This window comes from Acinetobacter sp. YH12152, assembly GCF_013418285.1.
GTDB classification, from domain to species: Bacteria; Pseudomonadota; Gammaproteobacteria; order Pseudomonadales; family Moraxellaceae; genus Acinetobacter; species Acinetobacter amyesii.
Genome location: NZ_VPCH01000031.1, coordinates 1 through 25,772, shown reverse-complemented (window position 1 = coordinate 25,772; position 25,772 = coordinate 1). Strand labels below are relative to the sequence as shown.

At 50.8% G+C, this 25,772-nt stretch carries 25 protein-coding genes, 3 pseudogenes and 1 other annotated feature; of the genes and pseudogenes, 21 read left to right on the top strand and 7 right to left on the bottom strand.

The features are described 5' to 3' along the window. The first annotated feature begins 69 nt into the window (after positions 1 to 69). From FTU83_RS11020 to FTU83_RS10945, 15 genes and pseudogenes are all read left to right on the top strand, one after another. Positions 70 to 3,789 carry an ATP-binding protein gene (locus tag FTU83_RS11020; protein ID WP_078390059.1) on the top strand — a complete coding sequence of 1,240 codons (3,720 nt, stop codon included), beginning with the start codon at positions 70 to 72 and terminating at the stop codon, positions 3,787 to 3,789. A 24-nt stretch (positions 3,790 to 3,813) separates the two neighbouring features. Then, positions 3,814 to 4,446 carry a hypothetical protein gene (locus FTU83_RS11015; RefSeq protein ID WP_004676008.1) on the top strand — a complete coding sequence of 211 codons (633 nt, stop codon included), beginning with the start codon at positions 3,814 to 3,816 and terminating at the stop codon, positions 4,444 to 4,446. Beyond that, positions 4,443 to 5,687 (top strand): hypothetical protein, encoded by a 1,245-nt coding sequence (locus FTU83_RS11010; RefSeq protein ID WP_005100615.1) that lies wholly within the window; start codon positions 4,443 to 4,445, stop codon positions 5,685 to 5,687. Before FTU83_RS11015 ends, FTU83_RS11010 begins: the two co-directional genes overlap by 4 nt. Next, positions 5,678 to 6,544, top strand: a complete 867-nt coding sequence (locus tag FTU83_RS11005) for a hypothetical protein (RefSeq protein ID WP_004676005.1) — start codon at positions 5,678 to 5,680, stop codon at positions 6,542 to 6,544. The genes FTU83_RS11010 and FTU83_RS11005 overlap by 10 nt, the downstream gene beginning before the upstream one ends. 154 nt (positions 6,545 to 6,698) lie before the next feature. After that, positions 6,699 to 7,265, top strand: coding sequence for a recombinase family protein (locus FTU83_RS11000; protein ID WP_006581699.1), 567 nt, complete (start codon positions 6,699 to 6,701; stop codon positions 7,263 to 7,265). Between the two features lie 182 nt (positions 7,266 to 7,447). Next, a pseudogene (locus FTU83_RS10995) lies at positions 7,448 to 8,477 on the top strand (IS3 family transposase); the annotation flags it as partial. Then, positions 7,737 to 7,853, top strand: a sequence feature (AL1L pseudoknot). (Overlaps the previous pseudogene by 117 nt.) Further along, positions 8,476 to 8,607, top strand: a pseudogene (locus FTU83_RS10990) (DUF3363 domain-containing protein); the annotation flags it as partial. The pseudogenes FTU83_RS10995 and FTU83_RS10990, both read left to right, overlap by 2 nt. 216 nt (positions 8,608 to 8,823) lie before the next feature. Continuing rightward, a complete protein-coding gene (gene floR, locus FTU83_RS10985) occupies positions 8,824 to 10,038 on the top strand; it encodes a chloramphenicol/florfenicol efflux MFS transporter FloR (RefSeq protein ID WP_000214119.1) in 1,215 nt (404 codons plus the stop codon). 27 nt (positions 10,039 to 10,065) lie between these two features. Beyond that, the gene (locus tag FTU83_RS10980; protein ID WP_001255015.1) at positions 10,066 to 10,371 is read left to right on the top strand and encodes a LysR family transcriptional regulator; all 306 of its coding nucleotides are present in this window, start codon (positions 10,066 to 10,068) and stop codon (positions 10,369 to 10,371) included. 111 nt (positions 10,372 to 10,482) lie between these two features. Continuing rightward, a complete protein-coding gene (locus FTU83_RS10975; protein ID WP_180124329.1) occupies positions 10,483 to 11,976 on the top strand; it encodes an IS91-like element ISVsa3 family transposase in 1,494 nt (497 codons plus the stop codon). A 284-nt stretch (positions 11,977 to 12,260) separates the two neighbouring features. Further along, positions 12,261 to 12,926, top strand: coding sequence for a tyrosine-type recombinase/integrase (locus FTU83_RS10965; RefSeq protein WP_015060916.1), 666 nt, complete (start codon positions 12,261 to 12,263; stop codon positions 12,924 to 12,926). Between the two features lie 189 nt (positions 12,927 to 13,115). Then, a complete protein-coding gene (locus tag FTU83_RS10960) occupies positions 13,116 to 14,282 on the top strand; it encodes a tetracycline-inactivating monooxygenase Tet(X3) (RefSeq protein ID WP_024160783.1) in 1,167 nt (388 codons plus the stop codon). A gap of 148 nt (positions 14,283 to 14,430) precedes the next feature. Further along, complete coding sequence (locus FTU83_RS10955) at positions 14,431 to 15,168, top strand: recombinase family protein (protein WP_001366550.1); 738 nt, start codon at positions 14,431 to 14,433, stop codon at positions 15,166 to 15,168. Continuing rightward, positions 15,165 to 15,389, top strand: coding sequence for a hypothetical protein (locus FTU83_RS10950; RefSeq protein ID WP_000743213.1), 225 nt, complete (start codon positions 15,165 to 15,167; stop codon positions 15,387 to 15,389). The genes FTU83_RS10955 and FTU83_RS10950 overlap by 4 nt, the downstream gene beginning before the upstream one ends. Positions 15,390 to 15,599: 210 nt before the next feature. Then, the gene (locus FTU83_RS10945; RefSeq protein ID WP_001120888.1) at positions 15,600 to 17,093 is read left to right on the top strand and encodes an IS91-like element ISVsa3 family transposase; all 1,494 of its coding nucleotides are present in this window, start codon (positions 15,600 to 15,602) and stop codon (positions 17,091 to 17,093) included. Between the two features lie 175 nt (positions 17,094 to 17,268). Here the strand turns inward: FTU83_RS10945 and FTU83_RS10935 are convergent, their stop codons facing one another. Continuing rightward, entirely contained in the window at positions 17,269 to 17,571 is a 303-nt protein-coding gene (locus tag FTU83_RS10935; RefSeq protein ID WP_000251875.1) for a phosphoglucosamine mutase, read from the bottom strand. Between the two features lie 86 nt (positions 17,572 to 17,657). Next, positions 17,658 to 18,473 carry a sulfonamide-resistant dihydropteroate synthase Sul2 gene (gene sul2, locus FTU83_RS10930; protein ID WP_001043260.1) on the bottom strand — a complete coding sequence of 272 codons (816 nt, stop codon included), beginning with the start codon at positions 18,471 to 18,473 and terminating at the stop codon, positions 17,658 to 17,660. A gap of 89 nt (positions 18,474 to 18,562) precedes the next feature. On the opposite strand from sul2, the pseudogene FTU83_RS10925 reads away from it, so the two are divergent. Next, positions 18,563 to 18,910: pseudogene (locus FTU83_RS10925) on the top strand (IS4 family transposase); the annotation flags it as partial. Positions 18,911 to 18,962: 52 nt separating this feature from the next. On the opposite strand, the gene FTU83_RS10920 reads toward FTU83_RS10925, so the two are convergent. From FTU83_RS10920 to FTU83_RS10900, 5 genes are all read right to left on the bottom strand, one after another. Continuing rightward, entirely contained in the window at positions 18,963 to 19,667 is a 705-nt protein-coding gene (locus tag FTU83_RS10920; RefSeq protein ID WP_001067790.1) for an IS6-like element IS1008 family transposase, read from the bottom strand. A gap of 176 nt (positions 19,668 to 19,843) precedes the next feature. Continuing rightward, positions 19,844 to 20,293, bottom strand: a complete 450-nt coding sequence (locus FTU83_RS10915) for a hypothetical protein (RefSeq protein WP_021263992.1) — start codon at positions 20,291 to 20,293, stop codon at positions 19,844 to 19,846. After that, positions 20,290 to 20,910, bottom strand: coding sequence for an RNA polymerase sigma factor (locus FTU83_RS10910; protein ID WP_046127927.1), 621 nt, complete (start codon positions 20,908 to 20,910; stop codon positions 20,290 to 20,292). Before FTU83_RS10910 ends, FTU83_RS10915 begins: the two co-directional genes overlap by 4 nt. After that, positions 20,907 to 21,296 carry a hypothetical protein gene (locus FTU83_RS10905; protein ID WP_021263994.1) on the bottom strand — a complete coding sequence of 130 codons (390 nt, stop codon included), beginning with the start codon at positions 21,294 to 21,296 and terminating at the stop codon, positions 20,907 to 20,909. The genes FTU83_RS10910 and FTU83_RS10905 overlap by 4 nt, the downstream gene beginning before the upstream one ends. A gap of 50 nt (positions 21,297 to 21,346) precedes the next feature. Then, entirely contained in the window at positions 21,347 to 21,778 is a 432-nt protein-coding gene (locus tag FTU83_RS10900) for an EF-hand domain-containing protein (protein ID WP_180106511.1), read from the bottom strand. 234 nt (positions 21,779 to 22,012) lie between these two features. Between FTU83_RS10900 and FTU83_RS10895 the strand changes: the two genes are divergently transcribed. The 5 genes from FTU83_RS10895 (at position 22,013) to FTU83_RS10875 (ending at position 25,528) form a co-directional block, all read left to right on the top strand. Then, the gene (locus tag FTU83_RS10895; RefSeq protein WP_021263996.1) at positions 22,013 to 22,438 is read left to right on the top strand and encodes an EF-hand domain-containing protein; all 426 of its coding nucleotides are present in this window, start codon (positions 22,013 to 22,015) and stop codon (positions 22,436 to 22,438) included. Between the two features lie 155 nt (positions 22,439 to 22,593). Further along, the gene (locus FTU83_RS17700; RefSeq protein ID WP_196494983.1) at positions 22,594 to 22,902 is read left to right on the top strand and encodes a BA14K family protein; all 309 of its coding nucleotides are present in this window, start codon (positions 22,594 to 22,596) and stop codon (positions 22,900 to 22,902) included. Positions 22,903 to 23,123: 221 nt separating this feature from the next. Continuing rightward, the gene (locus FTU83_RS10885) at positions 23,124 to 23,951 is read left to right on the top strand and encodes a DJ-1/PfpI family protein (RefSeq protein ID WP_021263998.1); all 828 of its coding nucleotides are present in this window, start codon (positions 23,124 to 23,126) and stop codon (positions 23,949 to 23,951) included. Between the two features lie 161 nt (positions 23,952 to 24,112). Then, a complete protein-coding gene (gene aac(3)-IId, locus FTU83_RS10880; RefSeq protein WP_000557454.1) occupies positions 24,113 to 24,973 on the top strand; it encodes an aminoglycoside N-acetyltransferase AAC(3)-IId in 861 nt (286 codons plus the stop codon). A gap of 12 nt (positions 24,974 to 24,985) precedes the next feature. Next, positions 24,986 to 25,528: an AAA family ATPase gene (locus tag FTU83_RS10875; RefSeq protein WP_000587837.1), complete on the top strand. Its 543-nt coding sequence runs from the start codon at positions 24,986 to 24,988 to the stop codon at positions 25,526 to 25,528. The last annotated feature ends 244 nt before the right edge of the window (positions 25,529 to 25,772 follow it).

The window sequence follows — 25,772 nt, the reverse complement described above, 5'->3', positions numbered from 1 at the left end:
GGAAAGTTACAGTTTTTATTTAAAATTGAAGTATCCATTAGACTTATGAATATTTATAAAAGGTATATAATGAGTATTATTAACCCTCAAGAAACCTCTATGAAAGGTTTACAGTCAATCATTCTTTATGATTCTTTTCTTTCATCTAAACTATTCCGAGTTGATATTAGTGGTGGTCATACAAACATTACCGGTATCAACGGTGCAGGGAAAACCTCATTCCTGAACCTGATTCCTATTTTCTTTGGTGCCTCACCAAATGGGTTAATAGAGAAAGCTGCAAACAAGAAAAATTTCGTAGACTACTATTTGCCGAGCAGTCGAAGCATGGTGATTTTTGAATACCTTGCTCACTCAGGTACAAAGTGTGTGGTGCTGTATCGCAATAATAATCAGGGCAAGCACAACTACCGATTTGTTGATGGATGCGCGGAAGATACGCTATTAAGTGAGAGCAGTCTGGAAATCTTGGGTCTTTCTCAGAATGTGAAAGACGTATTTGATCAGGTTTATAAATCTGGCGTTGATGTGAGCCGTCAGATCGACAGCATCCCTGAATATATCTATACGCTGACTGCAGATAAATCACGACTGACAGGTGAAAGAAACCTTCGTGATTTATGCAACCGCTATTCACTGTCTGGAAGCAAACAACAGCTAAAATTCCTGAGCAATCTGACCCAGGTAACGATTAACCAGAACAATGTTGTCTCAAACTTCAAAACCATGTTAATTGAAGCGTATTTGGACAACGAGAAAATCAAAACAAAACCAACCTCTACCGCAGATTGGTTAGCAACCATCAATGATGTGAAAGCCCTACAAAGCCTTCAATCGGAAAAGCAGAAGATTATCTCTGGCATTCAGTTAAAGAATGCGGTCTTAGCCTCCTTTAATGCGCTTCATGCACACCTGTTGGTACTCCGGGACCATGTGGTGAACTACGAGCAGCAGATCAGTTCGATAGAGCATGAAATCTATGCGGTAAAGAACAAAGGGAATGAGACAGTCCGTAACCTGAATAACCAGATTGTACAAGTCAAAGAGCTGATTGCAGTAAAAGAAAAGTCTGCAGGTAACTTTAAACAGGCAATTCATGATATTGAAGTTGCGGAAAGACGTTATCAAGACATGAATATTTCCGTCATGGAACAGGAATATAAGAAACGTGCGCACTACTTCAACGAGATTGAAGAAGCGAAGAAATACAAACAGTTTTTGACTGAAAGCTACGAAAATATCAACCGCGAGTACGACAAGCATTCAGCAGATTTGCTTCGTGAAAAAATGGCATCCAGTGAAGCCCTTAATGCTGAATCTAACGAGGTTCAGGAGGCAATCAACCAGTTGCGAAACCGCTTTGATCTCAAGGTGAAAGAGCTTGAGCGCAAACAGGCTGAACAGCTCCAAATTCTTGATCAAGAAATTTCCAGTGAACGTCAAAGGCTTCTGGATATCCAGTCAGCAGCTATGGAGCGCATGCACCAATCAACACTGTTTACGGATGAAGAAAACCTACAGCTACAGCGCCTCAAGTTGGCTTATGAAGTCAAAGAGAATACCTTGTCTGCAAAGTCTGACGAATTGAAAGCGGCTCAAAACAAGCTTAAACAACTTAATTTTGATCAAAACAAGGCGCAGTATGATCTTAATGGATTAAAAGCCAAGCTTGAGAAAGCCAAGCAGTCAGAAGAGAATCTGCGTACAACCCTGTTCCAGAAAGACACCTTGCTACGGTTCCTGAATGATGCACCGAATGAAGATGTGGACTGGCGTACTACCATTGCGAAGGTCATCAATCCTGAGCTTTTCTTCAAAACCAACCTGAACCCTGTCTGGCAAACTGGCGTGAATGCCAATGCCCTAAGCCTCTATGGTCTTGAAATAGACCTGAACAAGTTGGAGATTCCAGGGGAAGCCGACAGTCTTGAGCAACTACAAATACGTCTGAAAGATGCCGAGATTTACACGGCTTCTTTGGTTGAGCAGTACGACAAGCAATCGCATCTGGCTCAGTCCATCCATAGAGAGATCAACGAGACCAATATTGCAGTTGTTAAACTCGAAAATGAGTTAAATACCCTGCAAAACGAGAAGCAGCAAGCCCGACAGGTTTATGACCAGACTGAGAAAGAGCTGAAAGCGAAGAAGGCAGAAGCTACACGTATTGAGCAAGAAGCTGTAAATAGAGCGAAATACGAGCTGCAAACTTTCAACAATCAGATTGAGCCGAAGAAACGTGGTGAGCTTCGATCAGCCAACATGCTTGAAAAAAATGGCTTAAAGGAGAGCTATGATGCGTCCTATGCAGACTTGCGTATCAAGCTTGATCTGATTGCCACAAAGGAAAAGCAGCTAGAGAGCAGCTATCAAGCCAAGATGGATGATTTGACCAACCTGTATCACAGCAAACTGCGTGAGCAAGGCGTGGATGAAAATATCCTGAAACAGGCAGAAATGAAGATCAAGGCTGCGATTGCACAGCACACCAAAGTCAAAGGCTATGAAAGCATTTTGGCTGAGTACGATATGTGGAAGAAAAACCACTATCAGTACAAGCAGAACCATATCGAGGACATGAACCAAGCTCTGAAACTTGTATCTGAATACAGCCACAATCTTTCCAAACTGGAAAGTGAGCTTGAACAAGTCCGAACCTCCCTTCGTACAAGAGTGGACAATCTTGAAGCGAGTGCACAAGATTTCAGGGAGAAAATCAAAAAGCTGGATAAACAGGGGCGTGAAATCGAAAACCTGTTCGATGACGATATCCTATTGGTAGAGGTAGATCGACCTGAGTTTTTAAGCTTCGACAGCTTCTCTCGTGATCTGGGTACGTTGGCTGATACACAGAAGAAACAGATTTATCAATTACGCTTGCAGACAAACGCTTCTAAGGCATTACTGCGCAAATATGAAGCCTTCTCTCTGTTCAAGCTGTTTGAGGAAAAGATGGAGAGTATGGGGACTACCAGTGAAACCATGAACACCATTAACTCCATGTCTACCATCGAAAGCATCATGGACTACGACTTGCCGAAAAAGCATGATGCAGTCACAAACATTTTCCGTAATAAATCGGCTCAGTTGCGTAACTATATTCAGGAAATCCTTAATCTAAATAAGCGTTTAAAGAGCGTATCTACGGAACTGTCTGGTTACCTGAACCGTAGCAACAAGTTCAAGGCATTCACTGACTTCTCAATGAATCTGGAAAGTGTGCTGAATGACAAGAACACCCTAGATCAGCTCAATCAGTTTGTTTTGCAGTGTGAGGACTATCAATCCTTTGAAAACATGCAAAGCAGCTCCATTCCGAGCGAGGATTTCATTCGTTGCTGTGAATACACCTTAAAGGCAATTGAAAGCACCAAAGGACATACTGATGATATCCGCTCTATGGTACGTCTGAAAATGAGCGTGATGAACAATGGTCGTCTTGCCGAGCTGCGTACTGACAACGACTTTACCAGTGCAGGGAGTACAGGAACGTCACGTATTCTGGTGCTGATCATGTTCCTCGCATTGTCACGGAAGTTATGCCCTGATAACTCGACCTACATCCATATCCCGCTTGACGAGATTGGCAACTTTGATGCGATCAACACCAATTTGCTGTTCGACATGATGGACCATAACAAAATCTATCTGGTCTGTGCTCAACCGGAAAACTCAACCTCTAACCACAAGTTTAAGAATCTCTACATTGTTGGAGCCAATGGTGTCAGCACTGTTGTTCCACTGGAAATCGAAGGCGATAACCCATTGCTTGCAGCAGAACCAGTCTAATAGGGAAAAAGTGGAGAATTTTAAATGGCTGATAAACGATTAACAAAAGTAGCGACCAAATTATTAGAAGGTTATCTAATTGACCAGTGGAGTGATTTTGAGAACTTTGAGTTTTTGAATGATGTCGAATTTTTAGATCAACTAAACAACCATATTAGTTTTCTAGGCAAAAAGTGTATTCAGACACCGTGCGGTGGTGGGTATTTCCTGATTTACCTTGATATTGAAAGTGACCCTGAGATCAAAAAGGTCATCACCAAACAGTTTGAGGAAAACGTCAGCAAAATGGAGCCACTTGTGGACTGGCTGCGACTGTTCAGAAAGGCAGGGGGGCGCAATGAACCTCTGATTGGAGGCGACAGAATTACGTCTGGTGAAATCCTGGTTGAAGTGGAGAAGTCCAAGCATGTCCAAAAAGGGCTAAAAGAACTCTCTGCAAAGTTGGGTAAGACCGCAAGCACAGTGAAAGACCAGATCAACGGTGTTATTCAGTTTTTGGTACAGCGCGAATATTTAGTGCCGGTTGGGGTTGTGGGTACTGAGTTTTTGGCAACTTCACGTTGGTCGATTTTCTACGATGAAGCTGAGTACCTTGCCGAACACAATGCGATTGATATCACTCAAACAGATGATGTGGAGCAGGGCGAGTTACTATGATCGACTTCGTGAATCCGGCTGAACGTGGGGCGAAGGTTTTCTCTGCAAACATTGATGCTATTGCCGAAGCAATCATGTTTACCAGTTCGTCTATTCAGGTCAATGAATCAAACAAATCCTTGATTGATAATTTGCTGTCTTGCGATCTTGGGTATCTGGATGCAGAAAAAAACACGCTGCATCTAAGAAACTTCGTCATTGAGTTTGTGAATTTCTATAAAAACAGAAAGAAACGCAACATTTCCGCACCCGACATTAGCGGTCTGATTGATCGTATCAAAACGGTGAGTACCGACTATGCCTTGTCAAAAGTCGAGGACCCGGAAAGTGCCGAAGTATTAAAGGTTGAAGCAAGTGACCTGATTATTGAGCTTTCAAACAATATCAGCGAGAACATGACCAATTTTGCCGATCAGTGCTTTGAGTATCTGTCGCTGTTCAACAACTACGACATGAAAATGCGTAAGGCTGAACAAAGCTTAAAGACTGCCAAAATGCTAATTACGGCACTGGAAATCCTTTCACCAAATACGATGGATGAATTGGCGGTAGGTGATGCAGACTTGCAGAGAGTGATCTCCAAACGTCTCAAGCCAAGCGTGTTTGAAGCCATTGAAGAAATGAACCACAGCCATCACCGACTGGACAAGCAACTCTTTGAATGGAAAAAGGACATAAAAACCCAGGAGCGAATCAATCTGATTGATGCGCTGCACCGTCATTTTGCCAACAACCGGACGCTGAATGCCGATATTGATTTCAACAAGGCACCTGATAGCTTCCGTCGTGTACCACTTATCAAGCTGAAAGCTCGTGCCGATATCTACCTTGAGGATTTTGAGAACACTTTATCTGCGGTAGCTCAGACAGCCAATCAGAAGCGTGTTAAAAAAGATGGTCCAGTTGTTGAAAAAAAACGCCCACCGGTAGAGAAGGCAACGCATACGATAGTGAAGGCAGTCTCACCTCTGGATAAAGCTGCATTTTTCTTCTTTGACGCTTTTGGCAGTCCGGCAATCAATGAAATATCAGCAAAGAACGCCTACATACGCCTAGAGCCTGGATGCAAATTTGAATACTGGATTAGTCGCCTCCTGTATGAGTTTGAACTCAACCACTCAAACCATCTTGAGTTGCAGTTAGTGGGTGAAACGGATGCTAAATATAATGGCAACTACTACATTTCAGATATCGTGTTTCGTCGCAAAGACAGCAACGGAAAGGTGATGCAATGCGCTTAGGGCAAAGAGAACTCTCAATCATTCAGACGGTTTTACAGCTTAAAACCAGAGTGGTGAAGCTTAACAAGACATGGACAATGCTGAACAAAGACATGCAGATCGGTAGCATCATCAAACGTGAGCTGCATCTAAGTGAATCAGATCTTGATGTGCTTCGGGTTCTGTACGGAAAGCATGTAAAAACGGAGCCAGAGGTAACGTATGACTCCAATGCAGACCGAATATCGCTTGCTGATCATCGTATAGATGAAAAGTCTGGCAATGCCAGCGTTTTCGGTGAGCAGCTTTGGTTTGCTGCGATCAATGCACAACTACCGTTAAAGTCCGGTGAGATGCACATTGCACATCCTGGCGTGACAACAGCCGTGTCCTTAGAGCATCTTGCAGTAGAAAAAATCAGGAAGCTGATCATTATTGAGAATGGCACTATGCTTGTACGGATTTCGGACTGGTATCAGCAAGTTCCACTCGAATGGCAAGACAGCCTATTCCTTTACAGGGGGCATGGTAAGAACTGCCGGTCAGTCAATCAGTTGCTTGAAGTTCTGCCAGAAGAATGTCCGGTAGCGGTGTATACCGATTTCGACCTGTATGGGTTGAATATCGCCAATAATTTCAACCTGATCAGACCAGTCTCTGTGATGGTTCCCCAATGTTGGCAAAGCATTAAAGAACAACACCCTGATAACAACTTCTATAAGTATGTAGACCAGTCAGAGTACATTTCGGATTTGTCGGAAACCGAAGGCATGTCGGAGCCGATGAAAGCGATCTTGAAGCATGTGAACTTCAATAAAGTTGCAGTTATGCAAGAGAACGTGAACCGGCTTGGTCCATTGGTGTGTATAGCAATTTAAGGGCACTGTTGCAAAAGTTCAAGGTGTTACTTTAGACTATAGCCTAACGGAACAAAATAAAGTCTTAAAAAGCAACTCAAAAACCGTATTTATAGACTTAATATTTAATTTCGGTACAATATGTATTTAATTATCTAAACTCTAACGGTACAGAATGCCTAATCAGGTCGGATATATTCGAGTCAGTTCAACTGAACAAAATACTGAACGTCAATTAGATGGAATCAGCCTGGATAAGACCTTTACTGAAAAGGCAAGCGGTGGTAGCCGTGAACGTCCTCAGTTAAATGCAATGCTCGACTATCTGCGTGAAGGTGATACGGTGCATGTTCATAGTATTGATCGTCTGGCACGTAATACAAATGATCTGAACGAAATTGTGAATAGTCTGAATGATCGTGGTATAACCATTATTTTTCATAAAGAGAATTTGACCTTCAGTCATGATGTAGCACAATCGGCAATAAATAAACTCATGTTTCAGATGCTTGCTGCATTTGCAGAGTTTGAACGCTCCATGATCCGTGAGCGTCAAAAGGAAGGAATTGCAAAAGCCAAAGCGAAGGGCTTATATAAGGGAAGAAAGCGGAAGGTTGACTATGTTGAAATACGAAAAGCAATGGCTGAAGAAAATTCAACATTTAGAGGTGTTGCAGAAAAGTTTAAAGTAGGGATAGCAACAGTACAAAGAGCTTTAAAAGAAGAAACTAATAATCAATAAGGTTGATTAATGAAGACGCTTAGATATTCAAATTTAGAAAAGATCATGACCATTTATACTGAAATTTCTACTTATATTACATTTCATAATGCGACTGGTTTAACAGATATAAATAAATCAATGGAAGATTTTTGAACCGTACCGGGTTTGTCGGAGACCAAGCTTTCTGAGAGAATGTCCCGATGAAAAAAGTAAAATATACCCCTGAAATCAGAGAAAGAGCGGTTCAATTATTGATTGAATCCGAGAAAGATTATCCATCGAATTGGGCTGCGATCACCGCTATTGCTCCCTGAGCAGTATACTGCGCAAGGGTTGTACTCCTGAAACACTACGTGTTTGGTATCAAAAATATTTAGATAAACAAAATCCAGTTAAAGTACAGCAGCTTTCAGACCAAGAACGTATCAAACAACTCGAACGCGAAAATAAAGAACTGCAACGCGCCAATGAAATTCTACGTAAAGCAGCCGCTTTTTTCGCCCAGGCGGAGCTCGACCGCCCACACAAATAATGGTGGATTTTATCCATAATAATAAAGAGCTGTACGGAGTCGAGGCGATTTGTAGAATTTTACCGATCGCACCTTCAACCTATTACCGGACTCTAGATCTCTGTGAAAATCCAGAACATCGAGCAAAGCGAGATTTACATGACTTGCATCATGCTGAGGAGATTAAACGAATTTGGAAGGAAAGTTCAGGTCGGTATGGTGTACGTAAAGTCTGGCAAAAACTGAAACGTGAAGGCTATATTATTGCGCGCTGTACTGTTGCTCGATTAATGCAAAAGCTAGGTATAAAAGGTGTTTGGCGTGGTAAGAACAAACAAACCACCCGTAGCCGAGATGATCAAAAACGAGCGGATGACTTGGTAAAACGTAATTTTACTGCTGATCATCCTGACCAACTGTGGGTGAGTGACTTTACGTATATTCAAACAAATTCAGGCTGGGTTTATACTGCATTTATTATTGATGTGTTCTCACGAGCAATTGTTGGATGGAAAGTATCGACACGGATGAATACAGATATGGTGCTCGATGCATTGGAGCAAGCATTGCATGATCGAGGCATGCCAAAGAATGTGATTCATCATTCCGACAGAGGTGTGCAATATCTTTCCATTCGCTATACCAATCGTTTAGAAGCAGCAAATTTACGAGCATCAGTCGGTACGACTGGTGATTCATACGATAATGCTTTGGCTGAAATCCCATGAGTTCACCCTTGTCCCGTGGCGGCCGATCATCGACCGCCAACTCGGCCGCGAGGTTATGGGCATCGTGCAGGGCGGGTCGGTGTCGTGGCAGTTAGGGCGGCAGAGGGGGCTGGAACGCTGAGTGCGCCCATGCCGCATTGCGAAGCAAAAGATAATCGGATAAAATGTAGCAATTCATATTCGTAAGCGTGGAGTAATCAGATGGGAAATTCCAAGTCAGCAGACAAGTAAGCCGCAACAACCAGTATTGTTGTTGCGGCGCTCTGTAAGGCTAGTCTCATCTGATTGCTGACGAGCAGACGTCGCCCGGTATTCCTTAATCGAGGGTTGATTCGTCATGACCACCACACGCCCCGCGTGGGCCTATACGCTGCCGGCAGCACTGCTGCTGATGGCTCCTTTCGACATCCTCGCTTCACTGGCGATGGATATTTATCTCCCTGTCGTTCCAGCGATGCCCGGCATCCTGAACACGACGCCCGCTATGATCCAACTCACGTTGAGCCTCTATATGGTGATGCTCGGCGTGGGCCAGGTGATTTTTGGTCCGCTCTCAGACAGAATCGGGCGACGGCCAATTCTACTTGCGGGCGCAACGGCTTTCGTCATTGCGTCTCTGGGAGCAGCTTGGTCTTCAACTGCACCGGCCTTTGTCGCTTTCCGTCTACTTCAAGCAGTGGGCGCGTCGGCCATGCTGGTGGCGACGTTCGCGACGGTTCGCGACGTTTATGCCAACCGTCCTGAGGGTGTCGTCATCTACGGCCTTTTCAGTTCGATGCTGGCGTTCGTGCCTGCGCTCGGCCCTATCGCCGGAGCATTGATCGGCGAGTTCTTGGGATGGCAGGCGATATTCATTACTTTGGCTATACTGGCGATGCTCGCACTCCTAAATGCGGGTTTCAGGTGGCACGAAACCCGCCCTCTGGATCAAGTCAAGACGCGCCGATCTGTCTTGCCGATCTTCGCGAGTCCGGCTTTTTGGGTTTACACTGTCGGCTTTAGCGCCGGTATGGGCACCTTCTTCGTCTTCTTCTCGACGGCTCCCCGTGTGCTCATAGGCCAAGCGGAATATTCCGAGATCGGATTCAGCTTTGCCTTCGCCACTGTCGCGCTTGTAATGATCGTGACAACCCGTTTCGCGAAGTCCTTTGTCGCCAGATGGGGCATCGCAGGATGCGTGGCGCGTGGGATGGCGTTGCTTGTTTGCGGAGCGGTCCTGTTGGGGATCGGCGAACTTTACGGCTCGCCGTCATTCCTCACCTTCATCCTACCGATGTGGGTTGTCGCGGTCGGTATTGTCTTCACGGTGTCCGTTACCGCGAACGGCGCTTTGGCAGAGTTCGACGACATCGCGGGATCAGCGGTCGCGTTCTACTTCTGCGTTCAAAGCCTGATAGTCAGCATTGTCGGGACATTGGCGGTGGCACTTTTAAACGGTGACACAGCGTGGCCCGTGATCTGTTACGCCACGGCGATGGCGGTACTGGTTTCGTTGGGGCTGGTGCTCCTTCGGCTCCGTGGGGCTGCCACCGAGAAGTCGCCAGTCGTCTAACCGACGACTGGTAGCAGGCCCGCTCCGATGCGGCGCACTAACCATCGAAACCTCGTGAATGTCGGTATCCTGTCTGGCAGGATACCGCTCATTTCCCTTGTTCAGTTCATCGCCGTCGCCGAGCATCTGAATTTTCGGCATGCGGCCAAGGCACTTGGTATCAGCCAGTCGAGCGTCAGCGCGCGTGTGAAAGCGCTGGAGGATAACCTTGGTGTCCTGCTATTTGAGCGCCATGCGCGGGGCGTTCGGCTAACAGACGCAGGCAGGCACTTCATGGAGCGTGTCACGGCGGGTGTCGATCAACTCGATCACGCAGTGAAGACCGCGGAGTGACGGGCACTGGCTGGCAATGTCTAGCAACGGCAGGCATTTCGGCTGAGGGTAAAAGAACTTTCCGCTAAGCGATAGACTGTATGTAAACACAGTATTGCAAGGACGCGGAACATGCCTCATGTGGCGGCCAGGACGGCCAGCCGGGATCGGGATACTGGTCGTTACCAGAGCCACCGACCCGAGCAAACCCTTCTCTATCAGATCGTTGACGAGTATTACCCGGCATTCGCTGCGCTTATGGCAGAGCAGGGAAAGGAATTGCCGGGCTATGTGCAACGGGAATTTGAAGAATTTCTCCAATGCGGGCGGCTGGAGCATGGCTTTCTACGGGTTCGCTGCGAGTCTTGCCACGCCGAGCACCTGGTCGCTTTCAGCTGTAAGCGTCGCGGTTTCTGCCCGAGCTGTGGGGCGCGGCGGATGGCCGAAAGTGCCGCCTTGCTGGTTGATGAAGTACTGCCTGAACAACCCATGCGTCAGTGGGTGTTGAGCTTCCCGTTTCAGCTGCGTTTCCTGTTTGCCAGCCGGCCCGAGATCATGGGGTGGGTGCTGGGCATCGTTTACCGCGTCATTGCCACGCACCTGGTCAAGAAAGCGGGCCATACCCACCAAGTGGCCAAGACGGGCGCGGTCACCCTGATCCAGCGTTTTGGATCGGCGCTCAATCTGAATGTTCACTTCCACATGCTGTTTCTCGACGGTGTGTATGTCGAGCAATCCCACGGCTCAGCGCGTTTCCGCTGGGTCAAGGCGCCGACCAGCCCAGAGCTCACCCAGCTGACGCACACCATCGCCCACCGGGTGGGTCGCTATCTGGAACGGCAAGGCCTGCTGGAACGGGATGTCGAAAACAGCTATCTGGCCTCGGATGCGGTGGATGACGACCCGATGACACCCCTGCTGGGGCACTCGATCACTTACCGTATCGCTGTCGGTTCACAGGCGGGGCGAAAGGTGTTCACTTTGCAAACTCTGCCGACCAGTGGTGATCCGTTCGGTGACGGGATTGGCAAGGTAGCCGGGTCCAGCCTGCACGCCGGCGTGGCGGCCAGGGCCGATGAACGCAAGAAGCTCGAACGGCTGTGCCGGTACATCAGCCGCCCGGCGGTATCCGAGAAGCGGCTGTCGTTAACACGAGGCGGCAACGTGCGCTACCAGCTCATGACGCCGTACCGGGACGGCACCACGCACGTCATTTTCGAACCATTGGATTTCATTGCAAGGCTGGCCGCCCTGGTACCGAAGCCCAGAGTCAACCTAACCCGCTTCCACGGGGTGTTCGCACCCAACAGTCGGCACCGGGCGTTGGTCACGCCGGCAAAACGGGGCAGGGGCAACAAGGTCAGGGTGGCTGATGAACCGGCAACACCAGCACAACGGCGAGCGTCGATGACATGGGCGCAACGGCTCAAGCGTGTTTTCAATATCGACATCGAGACCTGCAGCGGCTGCGGCGGCGCCATGAAAGTCATCGCCTGCATTGAAGACCCTATAGTGATCAAGCAGATCCTTGATCACCTGAAGCACAAAGCCGAAACCAGCGGGACCAGGGCGTTACCCGAAAGCCGGGCGCCACCGGCTGAGCTGCTCCTGGGTCTGTTTGACTGACGAGCCTGAAGGCCAACGATACCAATCAAAATGCTGCGTTCACAGCGCCGCGGCAGGGATCCGCCGTGCTGGTTGTCGGAAAAGGAGCCGCTAGTGGGAAAGAGGAGGGTAAATTTTCAGCGTTGCTGGCTCCCCGTCAGCCGGATTGGGTTGCATCGCAGGGGTGTCGAAAGAGTCAACTGCGGTCCAAAGCTGTTGGACTTGGGTGAAAAGGGCGTTTATTCTTCCTATACGTCGATCGATTGAATGAAGGACATATACAATCATTTCTCCGACATTTGGTTATGGAGCGAAAAGTTTCAATATCTTATCAAAACCAGGCAATCAATGCGATTAAGTTTTATTACGAACGTGTTTTGGGTGGACAACGGAAAACATATTTCATCGAAAGACCAAAAAAAGAAAAAACACTTCCTGTTGTGATGAGTGAAGAAGAAACCATTCGGGTACTACGCGCTATTGAAAACGTGAAACACAAGGCTATTCTGATGACTATTTATTCGGCAGGTTTGCGCATTTCTGAATGTATAAACCTGAAAATAAAAGACATTGACTCCAAGCGCATGCAAATTCGTATAGAACAGTCAAAAGGAAAAAGAGATCGTTATACCATTTTATCTGAGAAAACATTAATTATTTTAAGAACATACTTTATGGAATATAAACCAAAAGATTATTTATTTGAAGGTCAAAAAGGTGGCGCATACTCAAGCCGAAGTATTCAAAACATTTTTAAAGCAGCTGTTTTAAAAGCAAAGATTCAAAAGGAAGTTACTGTACATACCTTACGACATAGCTTTGCAACGCATTTGCTTGAGAATGGTACGAGTTTACGTTATATTCAATCGTTGTTAGGTCATTCAAGCAGTAAAACAACTGAGGTTTATACACATATTACCACCAAGGGAATGGAACAATTAAAAAGTCCGATGGATTTGTTAGATATATAGAAAGGATTTGTATATTTGAGCAAAACTTAACAAAAAGCACTATGAATATAAATCCTTTTGAGAGAGTAGAAACGAACGGTAAACGGTTGAAAACGGATTTGTCACTGATAATGAAAGGTTTAGCAAAATAAGATATAGTGGATATATACGCCATTTGGCGTATAGCCACTTGTTATGTGCCATTTTTGAATGACAATGCGAATAGATACGGACAAACAAATGAATTTACTTAGTGATAAGAACGTTGCAATAATTGGTGGTGGACCCGTTGGACTGACTATGGCAAAATTATTACAGCAAAACGGCATAGACGTTTCAGTTTACGAAAGAGACAACGACCGAGAGGCAAGAATTTTTGGTGGAACCCTTGACCTACACAAAGGTTCAGGTCAGGAAGCAATGAAAAAAGCGGGATTGTTACAAACTTATTATGACTTAGCCTTACCAATGGGTGTAAATATTGCTGATGAAAAAGGCAATATTTTATCCACAAAAAATGTAAAGCCCGAAAATCGATTTGACAATCCTGAAATAAACAGAAATGACTTAAGGGCTATCTTGTTGAATAGTTTAGAAAACGACACGGTTATTTGGGATAGAAAACTTGTTATGCTTGAACCTGGTAAGAAGAAGTGGACACTAACTTTTGAGAATAAACCGAGTGAAACAGCAGATTTGGTTATTCTTGCCAATGGTGGAATGTCGAAAATAAGGAGCTTTGTTACCGACACGCAAGTTGAAGAAACCGGTACTTTCAACATCCAAGCTGATATTCTTCAACCGGAAATAAACTGTCCCGGATTTTTTCAGCTATGCAACGGCAACCGATTAATGGCGGGACATCAGGGCATTTTATTGTTTGCCAATCCCAATAATAATGGTGCATTGTATTTAGGAATTAGTTTTAAAACGCCCGATGAATGGAAAAATAAAATTCCCTTAGATTTTCAGGACAGAAACAGCGTTGCCGATTTTTTATTGAAAAGATTTTCCAAATGGAGTGAAGTTTACAAACAATTAATACGTTCGGTATCAACATTTCAATGCTTGCCCACAAGGAAATTTCCTTTGAACAATGATTGGAAAAGTAACCGTCCATTACCCATAACAATGATTGGCGATGCTGCTCATTTGATGTCGCCTTTTGCAGGACAGGGTGTAAATACGGGATTATTGGATGCTTTGATATTGTCTGAAAACCTTACAAACGGAGAATTTACAAGTATTGAAAATGCCATCGAAAACTACGAACAACAAATGTTTGTTTATGCAAAAGATACGCAGGACGAATCGACAGAAAACGAAACCGAAATGTTTAGTCCCAATTTTTCGTTTCAAAAATTATTGAATCTATAAACAGTAAGAAAAAACGGCTACTAACAAGCAGTTTTGCAATAGTGGGGCAGAAGTGCAAAATTGAACTTGTGTGCTTCTATCAACTTTTGTACATTAGCTGCCAGTTTAAGATGGGTGCATTTGAGTATGCCCAAAGGAGCCCGCAAGTATGCGCAGGACGAAGCCAGTAGCCGCGCCGATGGTGGCGCGGGTCTATCTGCGCGTCAGCACCGACGCGCAGGACTTGGAACGCCAAGAGGCGATCACTACGGCCGCGAAGGCCGCCGGCTACTACGTCGCCGGCATCTACCGTGAGAAGGCATCCGGCGCACGCGCCGACCGGCCTGAGCTGCTGCGCATGATCGGCGACCTACAGCCCGGCGAGGTGGTCATTGCCGAGAAGATCGACCGCATCAGCCGCCTACCTTTGCCCGAGGCCGAGCGCCTGGTGGCCTCGATACAGGCCAAAGGCGCACGCCTGGCCGTCCCTGGCGTGGTCGATCTATCCGACCTGGCGGCCGAGGCCCAGGGCGTCGCCAAGATCGTGCTGGAAGCCGTGCAGATCATGCTTTTTCGCCTGGCCTTGCAGATGGCCCGCGACGACTACGAGGACAGGCGCGAACGCCAGCGCCAAGGCATTGAGTTGGCCCGCCAGGCCGGGCGGTACAAGGGCCGCCGTGCTGATCCGAAGCGCCGCGCCCAAGTTGTCGCGCTGCGCAAGTCCGGCTACAGCATCAACAAGACCGCCGAGCTGGCCGGGTACAGTGCGGCCCAGGTGAAACGGATATGGGCCGAGGTCAGCCAGGCCGAAGCGAAGCAGCACGGCGCGTTCGTGGAGGACGCATTGACGGAAGCCGATGCCCTGGCCGCTGTCGGCCAGGATGAGCGCCAGGAGGAAAGGGCATGAAGAAGCCGAACCAAGACGACGAGCCGTTTTTCATCACCGAGGAGATTGCGGCCGAAATGATCGCCGGCGGCTATGAGTTCGAGCTGCCGCCCATTCCTTGCACCATCCGCCTACGCGACGTGCTGGAGCGCATGACCGATGCTGAGCTAGCATTGCAGCCGGGCGAGATCGCCGACCAGGAGCGTGAACGCTGCCGGCGCAAGCCGTGTTCAACCTCATGATCTGGTCATGGTATTTTTCATGGCACTGAGCCTGATAGTTCTTGCAAATTGTTGTCACTAAAGGGTTTTGTGTGCTTGTTTACAATCGAGTGGGAGTGACGGGCACTGGCTGGCAATGTCTAGCAACGGCAGGCATTTCGGCTGAGGGTAAAAGAACTTTCCGCTAAGCGATAGACTGTATGTAAACACAGTATTGCAAGGACGCGGAACATGCCTCATGTGGCGGCCAGGACGGCCAGCCGGGATCGGGATACTGGTCGTTACCAGAGCCACCGACCCGAGCAAACCCTTCTCTATCAGATCGTTGACGAGTATTACCCGGCATTCGCTGCGCTTATGGCAGAGCAGGGAAAGGAATTGCCGGGCTATGTGCAACGGGAATTTGAAGAATTTCTCCAATGCGGGCGGCTGGAGCATGGCTTTCTACGGGTTCGCTGCGAGTCTTGCCACGCCGAGCACCTGGTCGCTTTCAGCTGTAAGCGTCGCGGTTTCTGCCCGAGCTGTGGGGCGCGGCGGATGGCCGAAAGTGCCGCCTTGCTGGTTGATGAAGTACTGCCTGAACAACCCATGCGTCAGTGGGTGTTGAGCTTCCCGTTTCAGCTGCGTTTCCTGTTTGCCAGCCGGCCCGAGATCATGGGGTGGGTGCTGGGCATCGTTTACCGCGTCATTGCCACGCACCTGGTCAAGAAAGCGGGCCATACCCACCAAGTGGCCAAGACGGGCGCGGTCACCCTGATCCAGCGTTTTGGATCGGCGCTCAATCTGAATGTTCACTTCCACATGCTGTTTCTCGACGGTGTGTATGTCGAGCAATCCCACGGCTCAGCGCGTTTCCGCTGGGTCAAGGCGCCGACCAGCCCAGAGCTCACCCAGCTGACGCACACCATCGCCCACCGGGTGGGTCGCTATCTGGAACGGCAAGGCCTGCTGGAACGGGATGTCGAAAACAGCTATCTGGCCTCGGATGCGGTGGATGACGACCCGATGACACCCCTGCTGGGGCACTCGATCACTTACCGTATCGCTGTCGGTTCACAGGCGGGGCGAAAGGTGTTCACTTTGCAAACTCTGCCGACCAGTGGTGATCCGTTCGGTGACGGGATTGGCAAGGTAGCCGGGTCCAGCCTGCACGCCGGCGTGGCGGCCAGGGCCGATGAACGCAAGAAGCTCGAACGGCTGTGCCGGTACATCAGCCGCCCGGCGGTATCCGAGAAGCGGCTGTCGTTAACACGAGGCGGCAACGTGCGCTACCAGCTCAAGACGCCGTACCGGGACGGCACCACGCACGTCATTTTCGAACCATTGGATTTCATTGCAAGGCTGGCCGCCCTGGTACCGAAGCCCAGAGTCAACCTAACCCGCTTCCACGGGGTGTTCGCACCCAACAGTCGGCACCGGGCGTTGGTCACGCCGGCAAAACGGGGCAGGGGCAACAAGGTCAGGGTGGCTGATGAACCGGCAACACCAGCACAACGGCGAGCGTCGATGACATGGGCGCAACGGCTCAAGCGTGTTTTCAATATCGACATCGAGACCTGCAGCGGCTGCGGCGGCGCCATGAAAGTCATCGCCTGCATTGAAGACCCTATAGTGATCAAGCAGATCCTTGATCACCTGAAGCACAAAGCCGAAACCAGCGGGACCAGGGCGTTACCCGAAAGCCGGGCGCCACCGGCTGAGCTGCTCCTGGGTCTGTTTGACTGACGAGCCTGAAGGCCAACGATACCAATCAAAATGCTGCGTTCACAGCGCCGCGGCAGGGATCCGCCGTGCTGGTTGTCGGAAAAGGAGCCGCTAGTGGGAAAGAGGAGGGTAAATTTTCAGCGTTGCTGGCTCCCCGTCAGCCGGATTGGGTTGCATCGCAGGGGTGTCGAAAGAGTCAACTGCGGTCCAAAGCTGTTGGACTTGGGTGAAAAGGGCGTTTATTCTTCCTATACGTTGTCGGCAGCGGGCCAAAAAGGAATACGTCCATGCCCATCGAGGTGAAACCGGCTGTGAGCGCGGGTTCAAGCATATAGCCCGACAGGCGCGTATCCTTGCCGATCACGACACGATGGCGGTGGTCACCGCGACGAAAGACACGGCCAGCCGCCATGCCGACGCGCAAGGCGGTTTCCGCCGTCATCGCGCCTTCGTTGGCTTTGCCACGAATACCGTCTGTGCCGAAATATTTGCGCACCATAAGGTCGATTATCCTGTCGTCGGGTCGCCCTCAAAGGGGACATGCCTGCTGAACCGCGAATATAGAGAAATATCCCGAATGTGCAGTTAACGAATTCTTGCGGTTTCTTTCAGCGCCGCCAATACCGCCAGCCCGTCGCGCAAGGGGCGCGGCTCGTGTGTGCGGATGAAGTCAGCTCCACCTGCGGCGGCGGCAAGCTCTGCAGCGAGTGTCGCGGCCCCGACATCCCCCGGACCACGGCCTGTGAGCGCGCGCAGAAAGGATTTGCGCGAAACAGACAGAAGCACCGGCAAATCGAAGCGCAGCCGCAATTCATCGAACCGCGCCAGCACCGAGAGCGAGGTTTCGGGAGCAGCCCCCAGAAAAAACCCCATGCCGGGATCAAGGACAAGGCGGTTGCGTTTGATACCGGCACCCGTCAGCGCCGCGATGCGCGCGTCAAAGAACGCCGCAATGTGATCCATGATGTCGCCAGCGGGTGCCTCGCGCCGATCTGCCTGCCCGTCTTGCACCGAATGCATAACGACGAGTTTGGCAGATGATTTCGCCAATTGCGGATAGAACGCAGCGTCTGGAAAACCGCGAATATCATTGAGATAGGCCACACCACGCGACAAGGCATAGGCTTGCGTCGCGGGTTGATAACTGTCGAGCGAGACGGGAATGCCATCTGCCTTGAGCGCGTCCAGCACCGGCGCGATACGCGCGATTTCTGTGTCGGACGAAACAGGCGCGGCGTCGGGATTGCTGGATGCCGGACCGAGGTCGATCACATCTGCCCCCTCGGCCATCAGCTTACGCGCCTGCGCAATGGCTGCGTCTGGCGCCAGATACCGGCCTCCATCGGAGAAACTGTCCGAGGTTATGTTGACGATGCCGAAAATGATGAGCGATTTATTCATGGGGGCTTCTATAATAATCTCTGTACACGACAAAAATAGATAACTCATTGAAATAATGTCACAATAATTGTTTTCTAACGACGAATACTATGACACATCTCAATGAGTTATATCTTATCTTAAACAAATCTCTAAAATGGAACAAGTCACATTTAAAGTGCTTTGCGCTCATCATGCTTGTGATTATTTTAAAGCAAACATGTAATCTTTCTTCTGCATCTAAAGCCTTGCCCATCAAGTGTTTACCACAATCATTTTATCGACGTATGCAGCGCTTCTTTGCAGGTCAGTATTTTGATTATCGTCAAATTTCTCAGTTGATTTTCAATATGTTTTCATTCGACCAAGTGCAACTGACTTTAGATAGAACCAATTGGAAATGGGGAAAACGAAATATTAATATCCTGATGCTCGCAATCGTTTATCGTGGAATAGCGGGCACTGTTGCAAATAGAGATTTGAGTCGATGAAGTTCCTTTTTAAAAGTGCTTAGAGACCGAAAACCCTGTTGATTAGACACACTTCACCTTGAGGCTGACCATAATAAAATGACGATGCTTGTCCTTTACGTAGTGCACGCATGACTTCAATACCTTTAATTGTGGCATAAGCCGTCTTCATAGATTTGAATCCTAATGTGGCCCTGATGATCCGCTTTAACTTACCATGATCACATTCAATGACATTATTTTTATACTTAATCTGCCTGTGCTCAATATCTACTGGACATTTTCCTTCTCGCTTTAACCGTGATAAAGCATGGCCATAGGTCGCTGCTTTATCTGTATTGATGACCCGTGGAATTTGCCATTTTTTCACCGTATTGAAGATTTTTCCTAAAAAACAATAGGCTGATTTACTGTTCCGTCTAGCGGAAAGGTAAAAGTCAATCGTATGACCACGTTGATCAACTGCACGATACAGGTAAGTCCATCGCCCCTTCACTTTGATATAAGTCTCATCCATATGCCATGAATGTAAATCTGTAGGATTACGCCAATACCAGCGTAAGCGTTTTTCCATTTCTGGAGCATAACGCTGAACCCAACGATAAATTGTGGTGTGGTCAACATTCACACCCCGTTCAGCGAGCATTTCTTGAAGTTCACGATAGCTGATGCCATATTTACAATACCAACGAACAGCCCAAAGAATGATTTCACCTTGAAAGTGCCGACCATGGAAGGGATTCATCTGCTGTATCTCGAAATAAATAAGATATTTAGCTTATCATGTCAGCCTATTTGCAACAGTGCCCATCGCCGGTGCGTCACGCTGGCTTTTCACTACGTACCCGAGCGAGAAGAAGTTTCCGACCAGCGATGCTGCGAAGACGGCGAACAGAAGCGCTCGCAGCCATGAAAATCGTTTCACAGGCGGCCTCCGTTGCTTCGTGTGACAGTAATGGTCTCCGCAAGCTCAGAAGGCGGAACACCGACAGCAAACGCCAAGAGAGCATTGTCCGATATCTGCGTTTCCACACCGGCGGCCACGTAGCCACCGACCGCTGACACTGTAAGAACAAGTGCCATGCTCGCGGCTGTCGCCGGCATCGACCACGATCCGAGACCGATCGGCAGGCTGAAGGGTCGGCGCTTCGGCAGCGCGATTTTGGCCAACACATTGCGCGCAAGCGCACGCTCGTCAGTCGGCTCGATCGTTGCTTCAAGCACGAGACGGTCGAGTTGCTCTTCCTCGCTGATCGTATCGCGTCGATCAGTCGCTAGAAACAGCAACGCCTCGCGGCGAAACGGTGCCGGCCATGATGCGACATCGGCTCCAAATCGAACTTTCAAACCTTCAAATTCGCCCCTGTTCATCTTGTTTTCCTTCCATTTTGTGGTTCAGCCTTCCCGACCTCCGAAAGCTGGGCGCGTAACGTTCGCCTCGCTCGGACAAGCAGTTGCTCTACTGATCCGGCGCTTGCATCCATCACTTCGGCAATCGCGGGAACGTCGAGGTCGGCGACTGCTCGAAGGAGCAGCGCCATTCGCTGTCGTTCCGGCAGTTTTTCGAGGCCGGCGCGAACGATGGCCAACTCCTGCCGAGCGCCCATCCACGAGTCGACATCGGGGTCTTCCGAAGGAAATCCTTCGTGCGCCTCTTCGAAGCCGATGAACATGCGGAATTTGCGCCAGCGCCTCACGTCGATGCATCGATTTGCAGCGATCCGATAGATCCACGTCGTCGCGCGTCCTTTCGAACGATCGAAGCGCTTCGCGTTCTTCCAGACCGCAATGAAGACGTCCTGCACGACATCCTCGGCTTCATCGGAACCACCAAGATAGCGCCCGGCGAAGAGGCGTAGACCGCGTCCGTGCCTGTCTATCAGCTGCCGAAGGGCAAGCTGCTCGCCCGCAGCCACGCGGGCGAGCAGCACCTCGTCGTCGAGGCGCTCCGGCAGTCTTGCGATTTCCGGGGCACGCGCTTGGCTCACGCGGGCTTACCTCCAGTGGCGGCGAAAGCCGATGCCGACATTTCCGCGCGGGCCGGTGTGAACACCGATGGACCGCACGCCATGGGGGCTCGCGCCGTCACGGTGTTCCCGGAGTAGGTCCGCCCGTTCGGGCCGGTTGCAGAATAGCTGCGCCGGCACCGGTCGACGAACCCGTTGCGGCAGGTCGAATTTGACGTGTAGGTCGCACCATTCGGCCCGACACGTGTCGTCTGGCCGGAATAGATGTTGCCGTCTCTCGTCACGCTACGGGTGATCTGGCCGCCATTCCGCGTATCGCGCGTCCATTCAGCCGACATGGCCGGGGCCGCGCCAAGCAACATGGCAACACCAAGCGCGGCGAAGGTTCTCTTCCAGGAAATAAACATCTTGAACTCCTCAGTACTGATTCAATTCTTGCTCAGAGCTGCGGTCAACCTCAGCGGTCGAACATGATGCCGCGGATGACGAGAAACTCGGCGGCCGACAGCTTCCCGTCGCCATCCCGGTCGGCAAGGTCGAAGAAGAGCGTGCGAGCACGAAATTCGTCCCTCGACACCTTTCCGTCGCCGCTCGTGTCGAGCTGCCGCATCTGATTTCCGAGACGCGCCTGCATGGCCGTCGCGCGATCCATGATCGCATCGCGGAGCATTTCAGTTTCGTCTTCATCGATAACTCCGTCGCTATTCACGTCGAGGCGAGCGAAGAGTTTCGCCCGCGCGGCGACTATCTCGTCGCGCGAGACAGCGCCGTCGTTATTCGCATCGAGCCGCTGAAGAATCGGCGATACCGTTTGCGCGTGAGCCGAGATCCCCGGCAGGGAGAGAGCGGCGACCAGCGCTGAGACCAGCGCGTATGAAGCCTTTTTCATCGAGTGTCTTCCTTCGGTTCTTTGGTTTTCGTCTGCCGATGGGCAGCTACGTGAACCAATACGAACCGCTGGCTCATCTCCTACGCGCTCAATCAAGGATTCCTGACATCTTGGCGGTGGCCGTCGACGGACGCCCCTTGCAAAGAAAAATGCCCGGCGGCGCGTAGGAGCTGCCGTTCCCATGCGTAGAAGCTCGCGTTGATGCCAATCCCACCCGAGGAAGGGGAGAGAATAATGAAGTTGAAATTGCTGGCCTGCGTGATGGTTGTCCTCGCGACTAGCAGCGCTTGCGCGGCGGACGGGCAAAGAGCCCGGCAGGCTTTCCGCCAAATGGACCAAAACGGTGATCGAGCGCTTCAGTTTACCGAGATACAGGCGGCGCGTGCGTCCTTGTTCGACCGGCTGGACGCAAATCGAAATGGCGTTCTCGACAATGGTGAGGCGCAGGCCGCCCTTAAGCGCGTGAGCGAGGGCGGTAGGCTCCAGATGGCAACGGCGGAAGGTCTGGAAACGCAGGCTCGCCGGATGGATGCGAACGGCGACGGCCGAATTACGAGAGCGGAATTCGCTCAATTCATTCCCGATCGGCTTCAGCGCGCCGATGCAAACGGCGACCGTTCACTTTCGCTCTCCGAACTCAGGTCGCTTCGTCAACGCTAATCGTCACCTAGGCTTTCAAAGAACAGGACACACAACGCGATGAGAAAGACTATTGCCTCCATGGGCGCCGCAGCGCTCCTCCTTTTTCCTATGCCGCTCCTGCATCGGCGAATCCTCTCGTTCGATCGTCGGTAACGATCGATAGTGAGGGCCCCGTGCAAGAAGTCGCCCACCGGCACGGCTTCTACGTGGTCCGCGGCGTCCACTACTATAATGGATATCGCGGTGTTGTCGTCGCGCGTCCTGGCTACCGCTTCTATCGAGGATACTGGTTTCCGCCCGCAGCCTTCGCTGCCGGCGTGATCGTCGGCCGAACGCTGGCCCATCCCGTGCCACCGGCGCGCCGTCTGACCGCCGCCCATATCGAGTGGTGCTTCGATCACTATCGGTCATATCGTGCGTACGATAACACCTATCAGCCGTACGACGGTCCGCGCGAACAGTGCTGGTCGCCCTACAACTGACGTAGGAAATGTCGAATGCGTGTGACGAACTGATCGGCAGAGGCACCGCCGGTCGGTTCTTCGTCCATGGGAGAAAGTCGCTGGCGGCAGGTTAGCAGCAAACCTCAAATTGTCGGGCCGAATTCGAAACAGCTCTACGATCTCTTGGCCGAAACTGATGCCGGTTTGTCATTCGACACGACTCCAGGGTCGCTAAGCTGCCGGCGAAACCGGAGGCACCTATGAATCGAGACCTGAACTTCACCCGCCGCGAAGTCTTTTCTGCGCTAACGTTTGCTACAACCAGTGCACTACTAACCAACGATTCGGCCGCGCAAACCGCGGCGAAGGATCAATCGCAGCTGGTCGCCCGCGACTCCGAAAAGCCCTTGACCTGTGGGCTTCTGCTCTTCCCGAATATGACCGCCTTGGACCTTGTTGCGCCCCAGCTGGTGATGTCGAAACTTCCGAATTCAGTCGTTCATCTGATCGCCGAGAGCCAAAGCCCGGTGATGTCGGACAGCGACCTGGCAATCGTCCCGACGATGACTTTTGAACAGTGTCCTGACGAACTGGATGTCTTCTTTGTTCCCGGCGGGCCGAAGGGTACATTGACCGCGCTCCAGAATGATCGGCTTCTCGATTTCGTGTCTCATCGCGGATCACGTGCGCGATACATCACCAGCGTTTGCACCGGCTCCGTCCTTCTCGGAGCTGCCGGTCTCCTCAAAGGTTACAAGGCGGCGTCATACTGGGGCACGCTCGACATGCTTCCAGTGTTCGGGGCGACGCCCGTTAGTGATCGCGTCGTCAAGGATCGAAACCGAATTACGGGCGGCGGGATTACCGCAGGACTCGACTTTGGGCTTGAACTCGCAGCAGAGCTACGTGGCGAGCAGCGCGCGCGCCTGCAGCAATTGATCATGGAATACGATCCCAAGCCTCCTTTTGACAGCGGCTCGCTAAACACGGCATCCGCCGAAACGGTCGCTCATGCGCGTGAGCTTCTTGGTCCTTCGCTGCTTGCTATTCGCGCGGAGGCGGAGCGGGCGGCGAGACGACGCGGATAAACGCTTGGCCAAAAAGCCACCAACGGCGACGGTCCCCCACCTCGGTCAAGCAGCGAGAGGTAGAGTGATATCTCGATAGGTATAGTAGAGTGATCTCGATAGGTATAGTAGAGTGATATCTCGATAGGTATAGTGTTTTGCAGTTTAGAGGAGATATCGCGATGCATACGCGGAAGGCAATAACGGAGGCGCTTCAAAAACTCGGAGTCCAAACCGGTGACCTCTTGATGGTGCATGCCTCACTTAAAGCGATTGGTCCGGTCGAAGGAGGAGCGGAGACGGTCGTTGCCGCGTTACGCTCCGCGGTTGGGCCGACTGGCACTGTGATGGGATACGCGTCGTGGGACCGATCACCCTACGAGGAGACTCTGAATGGCGCTCGGCTGGATGACGAAGCCCGCCGTACCTGGCTGCCGTTCGATCCCGCAACAGCCGGGACTTACCGTGGGTTCGGCCTGCTGAATCAATTTCTGGTTCAAGCCCCCGGCGCGCGGCGCAGCGCGCACCCCGATGCATCGATGGTCGCGGTTGGTCCGCTGGCTGAAACGCTGACGGAGCCTCACGAACTCGGTCACGCCTTGGGGGAAGGATCGCCCGTCGAGCGGTTCGTTCGCCTTGGCGGGAAGGCCCTGCTGTTGGGTGCGCCGCTAAACTCCGTTACCGCATTGCACTACGCCGAGGCGGTTGCCGATATCCCCAACAAACGGTGGGTGACGTATGAGATGCCGATGCTTGGAAGAGACGGTGAAGTCGCCTGGAAAACGGCATCGGATTACGATTCAAACGGCATTCTCGATTGCTTTGCTATCGAAGGAAAGCCGGATGCGGTTGAAACTATAGCAAATGCTTACGTGAAGCTCGGTCGCCATCGAGAAGGTGTCGTGGGCTTTGCTCAGTGCTACCTGTTCGACGCGCAGGACATCGTGACGTTCGGCGTCACCTATCTTGAGAAGCATTTCGGAACCACTCCGATCGTGCCTCCGCACGAGGCCGTCGAGCGCTCTTGCGAGCCTTCAGGTTAGAGGCCGTCGACAATGATAATCTGGATCAACGGACCTTTCGGCGCCGGAAAGACGACGCTCGCTAAGCGGCTGCGCGATCGGCGTTCCAAATCGCTGATCTTTGACCCCGAGGAAATCGGGTTCGTGGTGAAAGAAACGGTCCCCATGCCAGCGAGCGGAGACTATCAGGATCTCCCCTTGTGGAGGGGACTTACGATCGCGGCGGTCAGGGAGATTCGAAGGAATTACTCGCAGGACATCATCATCCCAATGACGCTCGTGCACCCGGACTATCTGACTGAGATACTCGACGGGGTAAGGCGGATCGACGATCAGCTGCTGCACATCTTTCTGACGCTCAACGAGGACCTATTGCGTCACCGGATCGCGAACCAGACCATGCATCCTGACCCGAATCGAAATGCGGAGATTCGAGAGTGGCGATTAGCGAATGTCGCCCGATGCTTGGCCGCAAGGGAACGGCTTCCATGCACAACCCGTGTTCTCGATAGTGGTGCACACACCAGCGATGAACTCGCAGCGATGGTGCTCGACGGAATCGATGGGCGCACCTGATCGCCTTCGACGCCTGCGCAAAGCGTAGCGCGAGGGTGGCGGGCTCACGACCAAACGCCCAGAGGTCGATCATCGCAGGGATGTTTGGCTTTGTGGTGCGGACGACGGGACTCGAACCGGCACTGTTGCAAATAGTCGGTGGTGATAAACTTATCATCCCCTTTTGCTGATGGAGCTGCACATGAACCCATTCAAAGGCCGGCATTTTCAGCGTGACATCATTCTGTGGGCCGTACGCTGGTAC

Bases quoted from the DNA above. Each gene is read 5' to 3' on its own strand.
- FTU83_RS10980 (WP_001255015.1), top strand. From the start codon at position 10,066: ATGCGGCGCACTAACCATCGAAACCTCGTGAATGTCGGTATCCTGTCT.
- FTU83_RS10905 (WP_021263994.1), bottom strand. From the start codon at position 21,296: ATGTTTATTTCCTGGAAGAGAACCTTCGCCGCGCTTGGTGTTGCCATG.
- FTU83_RS10885 (WP_021263998.1), top strand. From the start codon at position 23,124: ATGAATCGAGACCTGAACTTCACCCGCCGCGAAGTCTTTTCTGCGCTA.
- FTU83_RS10895 (WP_021263996.1), top strand. From the start codon at position 22,013: ATGAAGTTGAAATTGCTGGCCTGCGTGATGGTTGTCCTCGCGACTAGC.
- FTU83_RS10945 (WP_001120888.1), top strand. From the start codon at position 15,600: ATGCCTCATGTGGCGGCCAGGACGGCCAGCCGGGATCGGGATACTGGT.
- FTU83_RS11020 (WP_078390059.1), top strand. From the start codon at position 70: ATGAGTATTATTAACCCTCAAGAAACCTCTATGAAAGGTTTACAGTCA.
- FTU83_RS10965 (WP_015060916.1), top strand. From the start codon at position 12,261: ATGGAGCGAAAAGTTTCAATATCTTATCAAAACCAGGCAATCAATGCG.
- FTU83_RS10915 (WP_021263992.1), bottom strand. From the start codon at position 20,293: ATGAACAGGGGCGAATTTGAAGGTTTGAAAGTTCGATTTGGAGCCGAT.
- FTU83_RS11005 (WP_004676005.1), top strand. From the start codon at position 5,678: ATGCGCTTAGGGCAAAGAGAACTCTCAATCATTCAGACGGTTTTACAG.
- floR (WP_000214119.1), top strand. From the start codon at position 8,824: ATGACCACCACACGCCCCGCGTGGGCCTATACGCTGCCGGCAGCACTG.
- FTU83_RS11015 (WP_004676008.1), top strand. From the start codon at position 3,814: ATGGCTGATAAACGATTAACAAAAGTAGCGACCAAATTATTAGAAGGT.
- FTU83_RS10950 (WP_000743213.1), top strand. From the start codon at position 15,165: ATGAAGAAGCCGAACCAAGACGACGAGCCGTTTTTCATCACCGAGGAG.
- FTU83_RS10875 (WP_000587837.1), top strand. From the start codon at position 24,986: ATGATAATCTGGATCAACGGACCTTTCGGCGCCGGAAAGACGACGCTC.
- FTU83_RS10935 (WP_000251875.1), bottom strand. From the start codon at position 17,571: ATGGTGCGCAAATATTTCGGCACAGACGGTATTCGTGGCAAAGCCAAC.
- FTU83_RS11000 (WP_006581699.1), top strand. From the start codon at position 6,699: ATGCCTAATCAGGTCGGATATATTCGAGTCAGTTCAACTGAACAAAAT.
- FTU83_RS10920 (WP_001067790.1), bottom strand. From the start codon at position 19,667: ATGAATCCCTTCCATGGTCGGCACTTTCAAGGTGAAATCATTCTTTGG.
- FTU83_RS10960 (WP_024160783.1), top strand. From the start codon at position 13,116: ATGACAATGCGAATAGATACGGACAAACAAATGAATTTACTTAGTGAT.
- FTU83_RS10900 (WP_180106511.1), bottom strand. From the start codon at position 21,778: ATGAAAAAGGCTTCATACGCGCTGGTCTCAGCGCTGGTCGCCGCTCTC.
- sul2 (WP_001043260.1), bottom strand. From the start codon at position 18,473: ATGAATAAATCGCTCATCATTTTCGGCATCGTCAACATAACCTCGGAC.
- FTU83_RS10955 (WP_001366550.1), top strand. From the start codon at position 14,431: ATGCGCAGGACGAAGCCAGTAGCCGCGCCGATGGTGGCGCGGGTCTAT.
- FTU83_RS11010 (WP_005100615.1), top strand. From the start codon at position 4,443: ATGATCGACTTCGTGAATCCGGCTGAACGTGGGGCGAAGGTTTTCTCT.
- FTU83_RS10975 (WP_180124329.1), top strand. From the start codon at position 10,483: ATGCCTCATGTGGCGGCCAGGACGGCCAGCCGGGATCGGGATACTGGT.